This is a genomic window from Limnohabitans sp. 2KL-3 (assembly GCF_001269405.1).
GTDB lineage: Bacteria > Pseudomonadota > Gammaproteobacteria > Burkholderiales > Burkholderiaceae_C > Limnohabitans_A.
Genome location: NZ_CXON01000004.1, coordinates 304,260 through 319,907 on the forward strand (window position 1 = coordinate 304,260; position 15,648 = coordinate 319,907).

General features: G+C 62.0%; 15 protein-coding genes and 1 rRNA gene. 2 read left to right on the forward strand and 14 right to left on the reverse strand.

Going from position 1 to position 15,648, the window contains the following annotated elements; all coding sequences use genetic code 11:
• Window positions 1-12: 12 nt before the first annotated feature.
• The 4 genes from AMM41_RS08490 to AMM41_RS08505 are packed head-to-tail and all read right to left on the reverse strand — an operon-like array spanning window position 13 to window position 4,728.
• Window positions 13-1,542 (reverse strand): class I adenylate-forming enzyme family protein, encoded by a 1,530-nt coding sequence (locus AMM41_RS08490; RefSeq protein WP_089956212.1) that lies wholly within the window; start codon window positions 1,540-1,542, stop codon window positions 13-15.
• On the reverse strand, window positions 1,542-2,774 hold the full coding sequence (locus tag AMM41_RS08495; protein ID WP_089956387.1) for an acyl-CoA dehydrogenase family protein: 1,233 nt from the start codon (window positions 2,772-2,774) through the stop codon (window positions 1,542-1,544). The genes AMM41_RS08490 and AMM41_RS08495 overlap by 1 nt, the downstream gene beginning before the upstream one ends.
• 35 nt (window positions 2,775-2,809) lie before the next feature.
• Window positions 2,810-3,634 carry an alpha/beta fold hydrolase gene (locus AMM41_RS08500; protein WP_089956389.1) on the reverse strand — a complete coding sequence of 275 codons (825 nt, stop codon included), beginning with the start codon at window positions 3,632-3,634 and terminating at the stop codon, window positions 2,810-2,812.
• An 8-nt stretch (window positions 3,635-3,642) separates the two neighbouring features.
• Window positions 3,643-4,728, reverse strand: coding sequence for a 2,5-dihydroxypyridine 5,6-dioxygenase NicX family protein (locus AMM41_RS08505; protein WP_089956216.1), 1,086 nt, complete (start codon window positions 4,726-4,728; stop codon window positions 3,643-3,645).
• Window positions 4,729-4,823: 95 nt separating this feature from the next.
• Here AMM41_RS08505 and AMM41_RS08510 point away from each other — a divergent pair, with 95 nt between their 5' ends.
• Window positions 4,824-5,384, forward strand: coding sequence for a flavin reductase family protein (locus AMM41_RS08510; RefSeq protein WP_089956221.1), 561 nt, complete (start codon window positions 4,824-4,826; stop codon window positions 5,382-5,384).
• Window positions 5,381-5,821, forward strand: coding sequence for a MarR family winged helix-turn-helix transcriptional regulator (locus AMM41_RS08515; RefSeq protein WP_089956224.1), 441 nt, complete (start codon window positions 5,381-5,383; stop codon window positions 5,819-5,821). Before AMM41_RS08510 ends, AMM41_RS08515 begins: the two co-directional genes overlap by 4 nt.
• A 223-nt stretch (window positions 5,822-6,044) precedes the next feature.
• On the opposite strand, the gene AMM41_RS08520 is transcribed toward AMM41_RS08515, so the two are convergent.
• The 10 genes from AMM41_RS08520 to AMM41_RS08565 form a co-directional block, all read right to left on the reverse strand.
• Complete coding sequence (locus tag AMM41_RS08520; protein WP_089956228.1) at window positions 6,045-6,527, reverse strand: GreA/GreB family elongation factor; 483 nt, start codon at window positions 6,525-6,527, stop codon at window positions 6,045-6,047.
• A gap of 323 nt (window positions 6,528-6,850) precedes the next feature.
• Window positions 6,851-7,246, reverse strand: a complete 396-nt coding sequence (locus AMM41_RS08525) for a RidA family protein (protein ID WP_089956231.1) — start codon at window positions 7,244-7,246, stop codon at window positions 6,851-6,853.
• A gap of 121 nt (window positions 7,247-7,367) precedes the next feature.
• Window positions 7,368-9,020: an AMP-binding protein gene (locus tag AMM41_RS08530; protein ID WP_194944671.1), complete on the reverse strand. Its 1,653-nt coding sequence runs from the start codon at window positions 9,018-9,020 to the stop codon at window positions 7,368-7,370.
• 176 nt (window positions 9,021-9,196) lie between these two features.
• Entirely contained in the window at window positions 9,197-10,381 is a 1,185-nt protein-coding gene (locus AMM41_RS08535; protein WP_089956236.1) for an acyl-CoA dehydrogenase family protein, read from the reverse strand.
• Between the two features lie 3 nt (window positions 10,382-10,384).
• Window positions 10,385-11,245 (reverse strand): enoyl-CoA hydratase family protein, encoded by an 861-nt coding sequence (locus AMM41_RS08540; RefSeq protein WP_089956240.1) that lies wholly within the window; start codon window positions 11,243-11,245, stop codon window positions 10,385-10,387.
• Window positions 11,242-11,736, reverse strand: coding sequence for a MarR family winged helix-turn-helix transcriptional regulator (locus tag AMM41_RS08545; RefSeq protein WP_089956244.1), 495 nt, complete (start codon window positions 11,734-11,736; stop codon window positions 11,242-11,244). Before AMM41_RS08545 ends, AMM41_RS08540 begins: the two co-directional genes overlap by 4 nt.
• Window positions 11,733-12,524 (reverse strand): SDR family NAD(P)-dependent oxidoreductase, encoded by a 792-nt coding sequence (locus AMM41_RS08550; RefSeq protein WP_089956247.1) that lies wholly within the window; start codon window positions 12,522-12,524, stop codon window positions 11,733-11,735. Before AMM41_RS08550 ends, AMM41_RS08545 begins: the two co-directional genes overlap by 4 nt.
• Before the next feature lie 183 nt (window positions 12,525-12,707).
• Complete coding sequence (locus AMM41_RS08555) at window positions 12,708-15,041, reverse strand: bifunctional salicylyl-CoA 5-hydroxylase/oxidoreductase (RefSeq protein ID WP_089956251.1); 2,334 nt, start codon at window positions 15,039-15,041, stop codon at window positions 12,708-12,710.
• A gap of 206 nt (window positions 15,042-15,247) precedes the next feature.
• Window positions 15,248-15,360, reverse strand: a 5S ribosomal RNA gene (gene rrf / locus AMM41_RS08560).
• A gap of 26 nt (window positions 15,361-15,386) precedes the next feature.
• Window positions 15,387-15,611, reverse strand: coding sequence for a hypothetical protein (locus AMM41_RS08565; RefSeq protein WP_089956254.1), 225 nt, complete (start codon window positions 15,609-15,611; stop codon window positions 15,387-15,389).
• Between the last annotated feature and the right edge of the window lie 37 nt (window positions 15,612-15,648).

Here is a 15,648-nt window from a genome sequence, read left to right on the forward strand (position 1 = left end):
GATGCCCTCAGCTCACCCCTGCAAAAGCTGTTGCAGCTGCGGCTTGAGTACCTTGCCCAAGGCACTCTTGGGCAGGCTGTCCATGAACACCACGCGGCGCGGCAACTTGAAGCGGGCGATGCGGCTTTGCAGGTGTTGCAGCACGGCTTCGGCCGTCAGGGCCTGCCCTGCGGCGTCGGGGCTGCGCACCAACACCGCCACGGGCACTTCGCCCCAGCGGGCATCGACCACGCCGACCACCGCGTTCTCGGCCACGCCGGGCAAGGTGACGAGCTGGTTTTCGATTTCGGCGGGGTAGATGTTTTCGCCGCCCGAGATGATCATGTCTTTGCTGCGGCCGACGATGGTGATGCAGCCGTCTTCGGCACGCTGGCCCAGGTCACCGGAGTGGAACCAACCGTCCTGCAGACCCGCGTTGAGTTCGCCGTCGGCACGCCAATAGCCGCGCATCAGGTTGGCTGCGCGGATGCAGACTTCGCCCGTTTCTCCGGGGCCAACTTCTTGCCCTTGGGCGTTGATGAGTTTGACCTGCGCTTGCGGGTGTGGCCAGCCCGACGCGCCCACGCGGGCCATGGCCTCGGGCAGACGCAGCACGATGGACACAGGGCCTGTTTCGGTGGTGCCATAGACCTGCCCCACAGGCACACCGCGTGCATGCAGCGTTTCGAGGTAAGCCACAGGCACGGTGGACGAGCCGGTCATGATGCCGCGCAGGCAAGCGAGCGAGGTGTCGGCCCAGCGCGGGTGTTCAAACACGGCGCGCATGGTGGCGGGCACCAAGAGCGACAGCGTGGGGCGACTCGTGTGCATTTCATCCAACCAAGCGGTCGGGTCAAAGCGCAGATGGAGCACCACCTCCACCCCCGCCAGCAGCGCGGGCAGGGTCTGGATGCACAGGCCGCCCACATGGAACATGGGCAACGTGGACAGCACCTTGTCGCCCGGCACAAAGTCGTGCGCCCAGGCACTGGCGCGGGCATTGGCCAACAGCGCCGCCTGTGTGTGCACCGCGCCCTTGGGCACGCCTGTGGTGCCGGAGGTGTAGACCAACAGCAGCGGCAAGTCGCCATGCACGGCGGGCAGTGGCAGCGCACGAGGCGAGGCGGTGGCAATCAGGCTGTCGTGGTGGGTGTGCTGTAGGTCTGCGCCTTGCAGTGCCTGCGCCGTGACGGCATGGTGGCTGTCGTGCACCAGCAGGCGCGGCTGGGCGTCTTGCATGACCTGCTGCAACTCGGGCACCGCCAAGCGAAAGTTGAGCGGCAAGAACACCGCGCCCAAACGGGCACAGGCCACCAACGTGACCAACTGCAGCTCATGGTTAAACCCGAGCCAGGCCACGCGGTCACCCGGCTGCACGCCCCAAGTGGACTGCAGGTGCGCGGTGACGCGTGCCACGCGCCGCCAAAATTTGGCGAAGTCGTATTCAAAGGTCTGATCGGGTTGGCGCTCGTCGCCCCTGAAGGTCATGGCCGGCTGCGCGCCGCGCTCGTGCGCGAGCTGCGCAAAGCGCGCCGCGAGGGGGCTGGTTTCTTCTGCCCCCATCACTCGTCTTTTTCGCCGGGTTCGTACAGGGCTTCGCGGCCAATGCGGTCCATGCACAGCTCGGCCGTCCAGGGCAGCATGAGCGAGCCGCAACGTGCATCGCGGTAGAGGCGCTCCAGCGGCAGGCTTTTGAGCATGGACTGACCGCCACAGGTGCGGATGGCCAAACGGGCGATGTCTTGTGCGTTTTCCATGATGGTGTACTGCGCGGCATAGGCCCGCAGGCGGGTGGATTTGCTTGGGTCCACCTTCGCGTCTTCAATAGCACGCAGGAACAGGTTGCGGGTTTGTTCGAGCTTGATGAACATCTCGGCCACGGCGATCTGTTTGGTGGCGAACTGGCGGCGCTTGACAGGGCCCGTGCCCGCAATCTCGCCACGCAGATAGGCCACGGTGAAGTCGTACGCCGCTTGCGCGATGCCCATGTAGGTGGGCGAGAGCGTCATGAACATGTGGGGCCAGCGGCTGGCGGCTTGGAAATACAGGCCCTGCGGCATGAGCGCCGCGTCGTCGGGCACGAACACGTCTTTGAAAATCAGGTTGCGCGACACGGTGGCACGCATGCCCAAAGGGTCCCAGTCACCTTCGATCGTCAGGCCCGGCGCGGTGCGGGGGATGGCCAGGTACAGGGTGTCGCGGCGCGACAGGTCAGCGCCCTCTTTTTTCTCGGTACACAGCACGCCAAAGTAATCGGCGGCGTCTGACAGGGATGCGAAGATTTTTTTACCGTTGATCTTCCAGCCGCCATCGACCTTGACGGCGAGGGTGCCGAAGGGTTGCGCCCCTGAGGCCGCAGCGCCGCCTTCTGAAAACGGCTGCGCGTAAATCGCACCGTCTTTCACCACCCGTGCAAAGTGGGTGGCCTGGTGCGTGCGGTGTGAGGCGCGTTGCTCGGGCGTCATCTCCAAGTCTTCAGACAACAAGCCGCTCCAAAGCATGGTGCAGACGTGCATGTTGAAGGTGAGCGCGGTGGCGCCGCAGTAGCGACCAATCTCGGCCGACACCATCGCATAGGTGGCGTAATCGGCACCCTGGCCGCCATGCGCTTCGGGCACGCACAAAGCCAGCAGGCCCGAGTCGCGCATGTCGTCGTAGTTGGCAAACGGGAACTGGGCGTCGCGGTCGAGCTGCGCGGCGCGGGGGGCGAACTTTTCGCGGCCGAGTTGCCGCGCCAAAGCCATCAGCTTTTGCTGTTTTTCGGTCAGGGGGTAATCGTCGCCACAGATGGGCATGACGGTGGGCTGGGTTTTATCTTGCACATCGGTCATCAAAAGCTCCGCAAAAAAGGCAGCAGTGCATCGGCAAAGCTGTCGGGTTGCTCAAACGTCAGCAAATGGCCCACGCCCGGCAGGCACAGGTATTGCGCATGAGGAATCTTTTCGGCCATGCGCTGCACCACCGCGGGCGCAGCGGTGCGGTCGTGTTCGGCCGCGATGCACAGCGTGGGCACGGTGATCGTGGGCAAGGCGCTGCGCTGCTCAAATTGCACCAGCGCGCTGAGCGCCGCTTTGTAGGCGGCTGGCGTGATGGAGCCCATGCAGGCTTTGGCCTGCGCCAGACCCGGGCCGTCAAAGCCCGGTGCCACCATGGTTGGCACCAGTGCATCAGCCACATCGCCCATGCTTTGGCCTGCTTCCAATGGAGCCAAGCGCTGCGCGATGAAGGCTTGTTGAAAATCGCCGCCGCTTTGACCAAAACCCGGACTGCTGGCGGCCAGCACCAAGCCTGCCACACGCTCAGGGTGACGTGCCCACATTTGCAAGGCCACCATGCCGCCCAGACTGTGGCCCACCAACACGGCTTGCTGCAAACCCTGTGCATCCATCAGCGTGGCAAGAGCATCTGCCAAGTCGTCAAAAGTGCAAGGCTCGATCATCGGACTGTCGCCGTAGCCCGGCATGTCCCAGGCCACACTGGCGTAACCCGCTTGTGCGCAGGCCTGCTGGATGGCACACCACGAACTGGCCCGCCCGCCGATGCCATGCAGAAAAACCAGCGTTGGTTTTGTAGGAGCTGCGCCCTCGCGGTGATCAGACGTACTTTTCGCGACGAGGGCGTCGCTCCCACAGGCGGGCACGGCTACGCTAGACATCAGGGCGCTCATGCCAGCACCGCGCTCACGACTTGGCCCGCATCAACAACCACAGTGTCGTCGAGCCGGATGGTGCAGCCGCGCATGGGCAGGTCAAAGTGGCCCAGGGTGTGGCGGCCCGCAACTTCGTTGGCCCCGGTCGAATACAAAAAGTTGCCCGCAAAGGCACGCAGCTCGGTGCCATTGCAATCGCGCTTGTCGTAGAACGCCATGGCGTCCCAACGCGCCGCCGGGTTGAGGCCAAAGCCCACATGCGAGACGGCATAAGCGGCGCGGTGGCCTTCGGCGTCTTCCCAGGCTTTCCAGTAGCCGCGCATCATGTCCACGTCCACGCCCTGCCCCTCGATGGCGACCACGCTGTCGTTCTCGATGGTCAGGCGGATCGTGTCGCGCAAATAGCTTTTGAAGGTGAGGTTCACATCGCCCGGAGCCATGACCAGCGTGCCGTTGACACTGCCTGCGGCCGGAAAAGCCAGCGCCAGCCCGGCAGGCCAGTGCGACACCATGCCCGGCTTGGGGCAAAAGCCCCACACGCCGCCGACCACCGCTTGTTTGTCGCCATGTTTCAGGTTCACGCGCAGGTCGGTGCCTGCGGCAGACGTGACGTGCATCTGCTGTGCGCCACGCAGTTTCTTCATGGCGGCACGCACCACGCCCTCGAGCGCCGGATCGGGCACGGTGCGCTCCAAAATTTCAGGGTGCTCGTTGGACACCATGAGCAGACGCGGCATGTGCCCGTCCACGCCCTTCATGATGGTCGGCAACTCGGGCGCGTGCAGCAGGCCTTCGACGGTGCAGTCCACCACCATGTCGGCGCGGGCCAATGCAGCCACCACGGGGCCGAGCTGGCCAATCGCGTCGCTGGCGCCTGTGGAGCGCACGGGCGCGGGGGCAGTCAGTGCAGGCGTCGTCAACGTCACTTCGAACACACGGGCGCCCATGGCCTCCAGCGCGAGGCGGGCCAAGTCCACGTTGACCCGTCGTGATTGGGTTTCGGCCAAAATGGCCACCACCTCACCGGGCTGCACCTTACACAACGTGAAGGTGCGGGTAAAGGCCGCGAGCCACCTGTTTTCGATTCGTTCCACCAGCATGCTTGTCTCCTTGGCCTACAGCTCTGAACGGTTCACCTGCAGACATGAATGGTCAGTTTATATGAAAATTCATGCAATTCAACTATCATCCACCCATGCATCAAGCCCCCCCATCACACATCAAAGCGCTGAGTCCAGACTTTGAAACGCCGCATTTCAAGCAAGCCCTCTCGCGCTTTGCCACGGGGGTGACCGTCATCACCACGTTCGCGCCAGGCGCACGCAAGGGCGATTCGGCCAGCAGCAGCTTTGTGGGCATCACAGCCAGTTCATTCAACTCGGTGTCGCTCACGCCCCCGTTGGTGCTGTGGAGCCTGGGTCAAGGCGCCAGCAGCGCACCGCTTTTCCATGCGGGCACGCATTACGTGGTGAACGTGCTGGCCGCCGATCAGCTGGATGTCTGCAACCGTTTTGCCTTCGGCAAAGGCGATCGCTTTGCCTGCACCGCTTACACGCTGGGCGAGTCGGGTTTGCCTATTTTGAATGGCGCTCTGGCCTGGTTTGAATGCCACAACCGCAGCCGCCACGAAGAAGGCGACCATGTGATTTTTGTGGGTGAGGTAGAACGCTGCGGCTTCAGCGATGGATCAGCCCCGCTCGTTTACCAGGGCGGTCAGTTCAGCACCACCACGCCTCTGCCCCATCCTCTGCCATGACCAACTCGGCAGGCTTTGTCGACGACTACCTGGCCTATTTGCTGGCACGCGCCAGCCATTTGATTTCGAGCGAGTTCCACGCCGTGGTCGAAGCCAGCGGCCTGAGCCTGATGGAGTGGCGCGTCATGGCCAGTCTGTCGGGCAAAGACAGTTTGAGCATCAACGAACTCGCCAGCATCGTGTTGGCCAAACAACCCACCGTGACCAAGCTGGTGGGCCGCATGCAAGACGCCGGGTGGGTCAAGCGGTGCGACGCCGCACACGACAAACGGCAAAGCCTGGTCAGCCTAACAGCCGCAGGTCGGCGTAAAGTGCAGCCCCTGCTGAAACAAGCCAAAGCGCACGAAGCCCAGGTGGTGTCTGCTTTGGGTGCGGACCCGGCCCATCAACTCAAGCTCATGTTGGAGAGCTTGATTGCGGCGCATGGCAGTACCTGAGCGCGCAAGGGCACAGCCAAAATTTTGGGCTTTAGGTTTGGGTGAACCATTTATTGCAATCTCTGCGGCAAGTGGTTGGGGCTAAGACTCAATGGCTGCATGGCAGCGGGAGCGGACATTGGCGTTGGTCCGCAGGAGGGCAAATATCGGCCAACAGTAGTTACTTGGCTTTGGTGCAAGGCCCTGGGCCAGTATGCCAATTTGGCTTGGGCTTGCTTGCTGATTAATTGACCCGCAGCACCTCAAATTGCTGTCGGATTGAAGCAACCTGTATCCACACCTCATCACCCTCGTATTTACCCAGCATCGCCCTACCCAAAGGGGCTTCGCTGCTGATGACCTGAATGAGCTGTGCGCCGCTGACCAACTTCATGCTGCCCCCATCCGGCCCGAGAAAGAGCAGTTGCTGCTTGTCGGCGGAATCGACTAGGAAGACCAGCGCGCCGAGCTGTATACCTTTGCTGGCGTCATAGGGGCGCGGGCGGAATTGGCGCCAATTGGCAAGCGCCTGGCGAATGTCTTCAGCGCGTCGAGCCTGGCCGGTGGCAAGGTAGGCGGCTTCGAGTCCAAGTGTGTCGTATTTGTTTTCGGCAATGTTTTCTTCGTGAGTCGCCGCTTCATGGGCCGCACGCACTGCCTGTTCTGCTTGCAGAAGGTCCTCGGCGAGCCGGTCCAGCACCTGCTGCTGCAGCAAGAATTTATCCATGATGAAAGGTCGGCACATCGACAAGAGAGGGGCAGGTTTTGATTATGAGGGACTCCACTAGCCTTTGACGCCTGTGTTGGCTGCACCTTAACTTCCGCTATGCGCACTGTCCTCTCGCTCATTTCCGTGCATCGAACGGTAGGAACCGGCCGACCGCCGCAGGCCATGATCAATGACTGCTTGGCTGCGCCAAACCTGTTGGCTTGGACTTACGCTTTATCGTCGGTTCCCGCCCTTGGTGCAAGCTTGTCGTAGTCAGCTTACAGCCTAAACCTGCCGATCGATCTGGGCTTTCTCCAGCTTTTAACCAAATCCTTTTTAGTTCACTCCGGAACCACAGCTGTCACTTCGATCTCGACCAGGGCCCGGTCTTCCACCAAATCAGCCACCTGTACCAGCGTCATGGCCGGGTAGTTCTTGCCAATCACTTCCTGATAGACCTTGCCCAGCTCCCTGCCGCGTGCGAGGTATTCCTTCTTGTCTTTGACGTACCAGGTCATGCGGGCCATGTGCTGGGGGCCTGCGCCTGCGCACGCGAGCGTGTCGACGATGTTTTGCAGGGCCTGGCGGCACTGGGCCACAAAGTCGTCGGTCTCGAATTGGGCCTGGCCGTTCCAGCCGATCATGCCCGCGACGAACACCATGCGGCCACGCGCTTCGATGCCGTTGGCATAGCCTTTGGCAGGTGCCCAGCCTTCTGGTTGGAGGATGTTGAACATGGGGTTTCTTTCCATAAAAGTGTTCATCTGTCTTTGTAGGGGCCAGCCCTGCTGGCGATGTTGGTTTGCACGCCATCGCTTGCAGGGCAAGCTCCTACAAAGAGCCTGCTTCGGCATGCGATCAATCCATTTGACGCAGCTTGAAGCGCTGCAGTTTGCCGGTTTCGGTGCGGGGCAAGGCGGCCAAAAAGACCACCTTGCGCGGGTACTTGAACGGGGCGATGGTTTGCTTGACGTGCTCTTGCAGGGCTTTTTCCATGGCCGCATCGCCCGTGTGGCCGGGCTTGAGCACCACATATGCCTGCACGATATGGCCGCGGTCTTCGTCGGGCATGCCGACCACGCCGCATTCGGCTACGGCCGGGTGTTGCAGCAAAGCGCCTTCCACCTCAGGGCCTGCGATGTTGTAGCCCGCCGAGATGATCATGTCGTCGTTGCGCGCCTGGTAGCTGAAGTAGCCATCGGCGTCCATGACGAAGGTGTCACCGGGCAGGTTCCAGCCGTCTTTCACATAGTCTTGTTGGCGTGGGTCGGCCAGGTATTTGCAGCCTGTGGGGCCGCGCACGGCCAGGCGCCCCACGGTGCCGGGCGGCACGGGTTGCATGTCGTCGCCCACGATCTGCGCCACATAGCCGGGCACCACTTGGCCAATGCTGCCGGGGCGCACTTGCGCGCCCGCGCTGGAGATGTAGATGTGGATCACTTCGGTGCCGCCAATGCCGTCGGTCATCTCGATGCCCGTGGCCTGCTTCCACAGCTGGCGGGTGGCGTCGGGCAAGGCCTCGCCTGCCGAAACGGGGTGCTTGAGGCTCGACAGGTCAATGCCTTTGGCCAGCGTCGCCATCTGCCGGTACATGGTGGGCGCGGTGTAGCACTGCGTGGCGCGGTACTTGGCAATGGTCTGCATCAAGGTCTCGGGCGTGTGCTTTTCGAGCAGCACGGTGCTCGCGCCATAGCGCAGCGGGAACGCCAGCAGACCGCCCAAGCCGAAGGTGAAGGCGATGGGCGGCGTGCCGCAAACCACATCGTTTTCGTTCATTTGCAAGATGTGACGCGGGAACAAATCGCACATGGCCAGCACATCGCGGTGGAAGTGCATGGTGCCCTTGGGCTTGCCTGTGGTGCCGCTGGTGAAGGCGATCAGGCACACGTCGTCGCGGCTGGTGGTGTGGGCGGTGTACGCACCCGTCTGCTGCGTCATGCGCTGCTCCAGGCCATCAGGGGCATCGCTGCGGAACTGAACCAACTGCTGCAAGCTGGCCATGTGGCTGGCGTGGCTGGGCGTCATGCAGTGCTGCAGTTCGTCGGCCAGCAGGCTGTCGCAAAGCGCAGCGCTGACCTGCGCTTTGTCGATGATCTGTGCCAACTCGCCCGCACGCAGCAACGGCATGGTGGGCACCGCCACCAAGCCCGCCTTGAGCGCGCCCAGCAAGCAAGCTGCCATCATGGGGCTGTTGCCGCCGCGCAGCAAAATGCGGTTGCCGGGCACGAGGCCCATGTCTTGTGTCAGCACCTGGGCGATGCGGTTGCTCTTGTCTTGCAACTGCGCATACGTCCAACTGAAGTCGCCGCCGCCCTTGTTGAAATCGTTCACGCCATGCAGCGCGATGCGATCGCCTTTGCCTGCCTGCACATGGCGGTCCACCAATTCCACCGCGCAATTGATCTGGTCCGGGTAGTCCAGCTCGGGCCGATCCGTAATGAACACAGGCAGTTGATCTTGGGGCGGCAGCCGGTCACGCGCAAACGTGTCGGTGTGGCTGCTGGGCAGCAGTTGGTTCCAGTCCTTCATGTCCTTGTCTCCATTTTTTATTTCTGTTGTGCAGCGTTTGCCGCGCCACGCTGTCGAGGGGCCCCGGGGGCGGGGGCCGATTTCTGCGTACCCCCGCAGCATGAGGCCCCCGCCCCCGGGGCCCCTCTTCAGCTCACCCGATCAGCCGCAGCGAACAATCAGCCCTTCAACACATCCTTGCCAATGATCAGCTGCTGCACTTCGGTGGCGCCTTCGTAAATGCGCAACGCCCGAATCTCGCGGTACAGCGACTCCACCATCACGCCTTTTTTGACGCCCTTGCCCCCGTGCATCTGCACCGCCATGTCGATGATCTGTTGGGCGTTTTCGGTAGCGGTCATCTTGGCCATGGCCGCTTCACGGGTGATGCGCCCGCCCTGGTCGCGCAGCCAAGCAGCGCGATACGTCAAGAGCGTGGCCGCGTCCAGCAGGGTGGCCATCTGCGCGATCTTGGTCTGGGTGATTTGAAAGTCGCCCAAGCTTTGGCCAAACATCTTGCGCGAACGCGCCCAAGCAATGGACTCGTACAGCGCACGCCGCCCAAAACCCAAAGCGGCTGCGGCCACCGAGGTGCGGAACACATCAAGGGTGGCCATGGCGACCTTGAAGCCTTGGCCCGCTTCGCCAATGCGTTGGTTGGCAGCGACCTTGCAGTTGTCAAACTTGAGCGTAGCCAGCGGGTGAGGGGCGACCACGTCGATGCGCTCTTCAATCGACAAACCGGGTGTATCGGCATCGACAATGAAAGCCGTGATGCCCCGTGCCCCGGGCGCTTCGCCCGTGCGGGCGAACACCACATAAAAGTCGGCGATGCCGCCGTTGCTGATCCAGGTCTTGCGACCGTTGAGCACATAGCCGTCTGCCGTGACCGTGGCGCTGCACTGCATGGCGGCCACGTCGGAGCCTGCATCGGGTTCGCTCAGGGCAAAGGCGCTCAAGGCCTGACCCGACGCCACACGCGGCAGATAGCGCTGCTTTTGATCGGCGGTGCCCATGAGGCTGATGGCGCCTGTGCCCAAGCCCTGCATGGCAAACGCGAAGTCTGACAAGCCGTTGTGAAAAGCCAGCGTCTCGCGCAGCAGGCAGAGCTGACGGGTGTCGATCACGTCAGACGCTGCGCCATAGGCCGTGCCGGACACTGCATGCTTGAGCCAACCGCCTGCGCCCAGCAGGCGCACCAGGCGGATGCATTCGGCATCCACCGCGTCGCGGCTTTCGTCGTGGTGCGCGTGGGCAAGGTGCTGTTGGCACCAAGCGTCCAGCCGCACTTTGAAGTCGCGGTGGCTGTTGTCAAAGAAAGGCCAGTCGAGTTCTGGCGGGTGCGTGGCTGGGTGGTCTGACATAGCTCAGTCCCCTTCAAAAACGGGCGTTTGCTTGGCCACAAAGGCGTGGTACGCCCGGTGGAAGTCGTTGGTGGCCATGCAGATCGCTTGGGCCTGGGCTTCGGCCTCAATGGCTTCATCCACGCCCATGTTCCACTCTTGTTGCAGCATTTTTTTGGTGATGCCGTTGGCAAAGGTGGGGCCGGCCACCAGCTGGGCGGCGATGGCCTGTGCATCGGCCAAAACAGTGCCTGGCTCGCACACGCGGTTGTAAAAACCCCAGCGCTCGGCCTCCAGCGCGCCCAGGCCGCGCCCGGTGAACAGCAACTCGCTCGCACGGCCTTGGCCGATGATGCGAGGCAAGAGCGCGCACGCGCCCATGTCGCAACCGGCCAAGCCGACCTTGTTGAAAAGGAAATAAGTCTTGCTGCGTTCGGTGCCGTAGCGCAGGTCAGACGCCATAGCCAGGATCGCGCCTGCGCCCGCGCACACGCCGTCGATCGCCGCGATGATGGGTTGTGGGCAGGCGCGCATCGCCTTGACCAAGTCGCCCGTCATGCGGGTGAAGGCAAGCAGGCCGGGCATGTCCAGCTTCGTGAGCGGGCCGATGATTTCGTGCACGTCACCACCTGAGCAGAAGTTGCCGCCCTCGCCCGCGATGACCACGGCATGGATGTCGGGGGCGTAGGGCAAGGCGCGGAAAAAGTCACGCAGCTCGGCATACGAATCAAACGACAACGGGTTCTTGCGCTCGGGGCGGTTCAGGCTCACCGTGGCCACACCGTCTTTGACGGACAGCAAAAAATGCTCGGGCTGGTAACCCGCCATGGGCTGGTTGTGGCGGGGCAGCTGGTGCGGCTGGCCGGGCAGGTAGCGTTGGGTCATTTTGTCTCCTCAGAATTTTTAGGGTTGCCGGACTTCAAGGTGCCCAGCAATTGATGCAGTTGTGTTTGTTCTCGCTCAGCCAGCGGCGACAGCAGCTCGACGACCCAGCCCTCGTGGGCCAGGGCCATGGCCGTGAAAGCGCTGCGCCCGGCATCGGTCAGGCTGACCGTATAGGAACGGCGATCATTGGCCTGCATTTGCCGCTGCACCAGTTGTTCTTTTTCGAGCTGGTCGACGATGCTGGTGACGTTGCCACCCGTGACCATCATGCGGCGCGACAACTCGCTCATCGACAAGCCTTGCGGCTCGCGCTCGAGCTGGGCCATCAGGTCAAAGCGCGGCAGCGTGATGTCAAACTGTTCGCGCAACCGTTGGCGGATGGTGTCTTCGATGCGGGTGGTGGCCGAGAGCAGACGCAACCACAGGCGCAACGAGGCGTGGTGGTCGGCGTGCGCGCGCACTTCCATGTCGGTGTCTTGTCGTGCACTCATGACACCAGCTCCCCACCATCAATGGCAATCGATTGACCGTTGATCGCATCGCTGCCCGCCGCGCACAGCCACAAGACGCTTTGCGCCACTTCGTGCGGCTGCACCAGGCGCTGCTGCGGGTTGTTGGCGGCCAGCGCTTGGCGTGCTTCGGCTTCGCTCTTGCCGGTTTTGCTCACGATGTTTTGCACCGCTTCGCGCACGATGTCGGTCTCGGTGTAGCCGGGGCAAATGGCGTTCACGGTCACGCCTTTGCGGGCCAATTCGAGGGCCAGCGCTTTGGTCAGTCCCACCACGCCGTGCTTGGCGGCCACATAAGCGCTCACATAGGCATAGCCTTTGAGGCCTGCTGTGCTCGCGATGTTGACGATGCGTCCGGGCGTGCCTGCTTTGGCCGCTTCGAGCATGCCCGGCAGCACCGCCTGGATGCAGTAGTAGGTGCCTGTGAGGTTGACGTTCAGCATCTGTTGCCACAGCGCGGCATCGGTCTTGGCAAAAGGTGCGCTGTGCGCCTGGCCCGCGTTGTTGACCAAAATGTTCACCGGGCCAAAGCGAGCTTCCGCTTGCTGCACCGCCGCTTGCACGGCGTGTTCATCGGCCACATCCATGGGCGCGATCAGCACCGCCACATCGGGCACCTGTGCGCGCAGCGCCTCGGCTTGTGCCTGCAGCTTGTCTTGCGAGCGGCCACAGAGCGTTAGGCGGCAACCCGCTTGCGCGAGCTGCAACGCGATGGCCGCGCCAATACCTGCACCGGCTCCGGTGATGAGGGCATGGCGGTTGCTCAGCATGCTTTGCTCCCTGTAGGAGCGGCGCCCTCGCCGCGATTGGAAATTGTTGGAGCCACCTCTCCTTGATTTTTTTCTGTGGGAGCGGAGCCCTCGCCGCGATGAACGCCCAATCGCCGCGAGGGCGCGGCTCCCACCAATTCAAATTTCAAGGAAGTTGAAGTCCCCCCATGAGCATTCAACATATCAATCCCCCTTTGTCGCAGCCTGCTGGGCACGCTCGCGGGCAAAACCGGCTTCGAGCTGCGGCTTGCCCGAAACGTAAGCACGCGGCCAAGCGATGTCTTTGAAGCCAATGCGTGCTGCTTCTGTCAAGGTCCAAGCCGGGTTGGCCAAGTGCGGCCGAGCCACGGCGCACAGGTCGGCGCGGCCTGCGGCCAGGATGCTGTTGACGTGGTCGGCCTCAGAGATGGCACCGACCGCGATGGTGGCGATGCCGGCTTCTTGGCGGATGCGGTCGGCAAACGGGGTTTGGTACATGCGGCCGTAGGTCGGCTTTTGCTGCGCACTGACCTGGCCCGACGAGCAGTCGATCATGTCGGCGCCTGCGGCCTTGAAGGCGCGGGCGATCTCGACCGCATCGGTGGGTGTGATGCCGCCTTCCACCCAGTCGTGCGCCGAGATGCGCACCGACATGGGCAGGTCTTTTGGCCATGCGGCGCGCACTGCGATAAACACTTCGAGCGGGTAGCGCAGGCGGTTTTCGAGCGAGCCGCCGTATGCGTCGCTGCGTTGGTTGGTGAGCGGGCTGATGAAGCTCGACAGCAAGTAGCCGTGTGCGCAGTGCAGCTCCAGCCAGTCAAACCCGGCTTGGGCTGCGCGCTGGGTGCTGGCCACGAAGTCGGCCGTGACGCGGTCCATGTCGGCGCGGGTCATGGCGCGGGGTACATCGCCATGGGGCAAATAGGGCATGGGCGATGCGGCGATCAGCGGCCAGTTGCCTTCTGCGTCGTCAGCGGGCACAGGCTGGTCCATGCCCGGGCCTTGCCAAGGGCGGCAGGTGGAGCCTTTGGGTCCGGCATGGCCGATCTGCAGGCCGATCTTTGCGTCCGACTTGGCATGCACCCAATCCACGATCTTGGCAAAGTCGGTGGTCTGCTGGTCATTCCACAAACCCGGGCAGCCGTGCGTGATGCGACCATCGGCACTGGGCGCGGTCATCTCGACCATCACCAGCCCGACGCCACCCATGGAGCGTGCGCCCAGGTGCACCAGGTGGTCATCGCCCACGCGGCCGTCCACGGCCATGTATTGCGCCATCGGCGAGACCACCACGCGGTTCTTGAGTGTGACTGAGCGTTGGGTGTAGGGGGTGAACATTGGAGGACGAATGCTCGGCGTGGCCGTGCGCCCTGCAAACCAGGCCTCGTAGCCTTCCAGCCAGGCTTTGTCACGCAGACGCAAATTCTCGTGGCTGATGCGCTGGCTGCGGGTGAGCATGGAGTACATGAACTGCTCGGGTTCCAGCTGGTCGCAGTAGCGCTCACCGCACACCTCGAACCATTCCATCGCGTTCCATGCGGCGTTTTGCAGGCGGATCACATCAATCTCGCGCACGGCTTGGTAATGTTTCAGCACCTCAGGAATGCGGTCTGCGGTGTCGCCCAGCGCCTTGAACTGGCGCACCAGCTCGATGGCGTCTTCCAGCGCGAGCTTGGTGCCCGAGCCAATGGCAAAGTGCGCGGTATGTACCGCGTCGCCCATCAGCACCACATGGCTGTTGCCATTGAAGTGCGACCAGTTGGCGCATTTCACGCGCTGGAAGTTCAGCCATGCTGAGCCACGCAGGTGTCGAGCGTTGGTCATCAGCTTTTCGCCTTGCAGGTTTTTGGCAAAGAGCTTTTCACAGAAGGCAATCGACGCGTCTTGGTCGGCATTGTCCAGGCCATGTGCCAGCCAGACATGCTCGGGGCACTCGACGATGAAGGTGGAGGTCTGGTTGTCGAATTTGTAGACGTGCGCTTGAAACCAGCCGTGCTCGGTCTTCTCGAACAAAAAGGTGAAAGCGTCGTATTGGCGGTGCGTGCCCAGCCAGATGAAGCGGTTGGGACGCGTGACGATGTCGGGCTTGAAAATTTCTGGTGTGCGGCTGCGCACACGCGAGTTGACACCATCGCTGGCGATGATGAGGTCGGCATCGGGAAAGTCCAGATCCGAGTTCACGTCTTGCTCGAACAGCAGTTTGACGCCCACCTGCTCGCAGCGGTCTTGCAGAATGTTGAGCAACTTTTTACGGCCAATGCCGACAAAACCATGACCGCCCGAGCGGATCACGCGGTCCTTGATGTGCAGCTCAATGTCATCCCAATGGTTGAACGCTTGCTCCACCTCGGCGGCGGTTTCGCGATCCCACTGGCGCATGTTCTCCAGTGTTTGGTCAGAAAACACCACGCCCCAGCCAAAGGTGTCATAGGGCTTGTTTCGCTCCACCACGGTGATGTCGTGGTGGGGGCCGAGCTTTTTCATCAGCAACGCAAAGTACAAACCCGATGGACCGCCACCAATACACACAATTTTCATGTTCGTTCTCTTTGCTAAAGATCGCACAGGCCATTGATTAAGGCCTATATATTTCAAACCTCAAGTATTAAGGTGAATGAACGTGCGGTCAATCAGGGAGTAACCCGTAGAAAACGAAAGTAAGAGAGGAAATGGTGCTCATGCAGAAATGCTCCGCACAAAGCAAAACGCCCCACCGAACGGTGAGGCGTTTTGGGCTGTTAGAAGCCTGACGATGTCCTACTTTCACACGGGAATCCGCACTATCATCGGCGCTAAGTCGTTTCACGGTCCTGTTCGAGATGGGAAGGAGTGGGGCCAACTTGCTATGGTCATCAGGCATAACTTGGTGTCGTCTTGACCAAGTCAAGACAACGAATTCATAGAGTTTCGAATCAGATTTTGGCTTGTTAACCGGGTTATCCACCCAAGCCTTTGCCACGCCGTTTCGAAAACATCTTTCAAGGACACCGAGCCACTCAACGCGGCGGCGGATGTGCCTTGTGCTTGGGCCGTCAGCACCAAGCCACTCAGGGTCATGACCAACAGCGCGATTCGAATCGGTGTCGGTCTTTTTTTGTACAAACTCATAGCTCATCTCCAATGGTGAAAACATCCAAGGAGATCA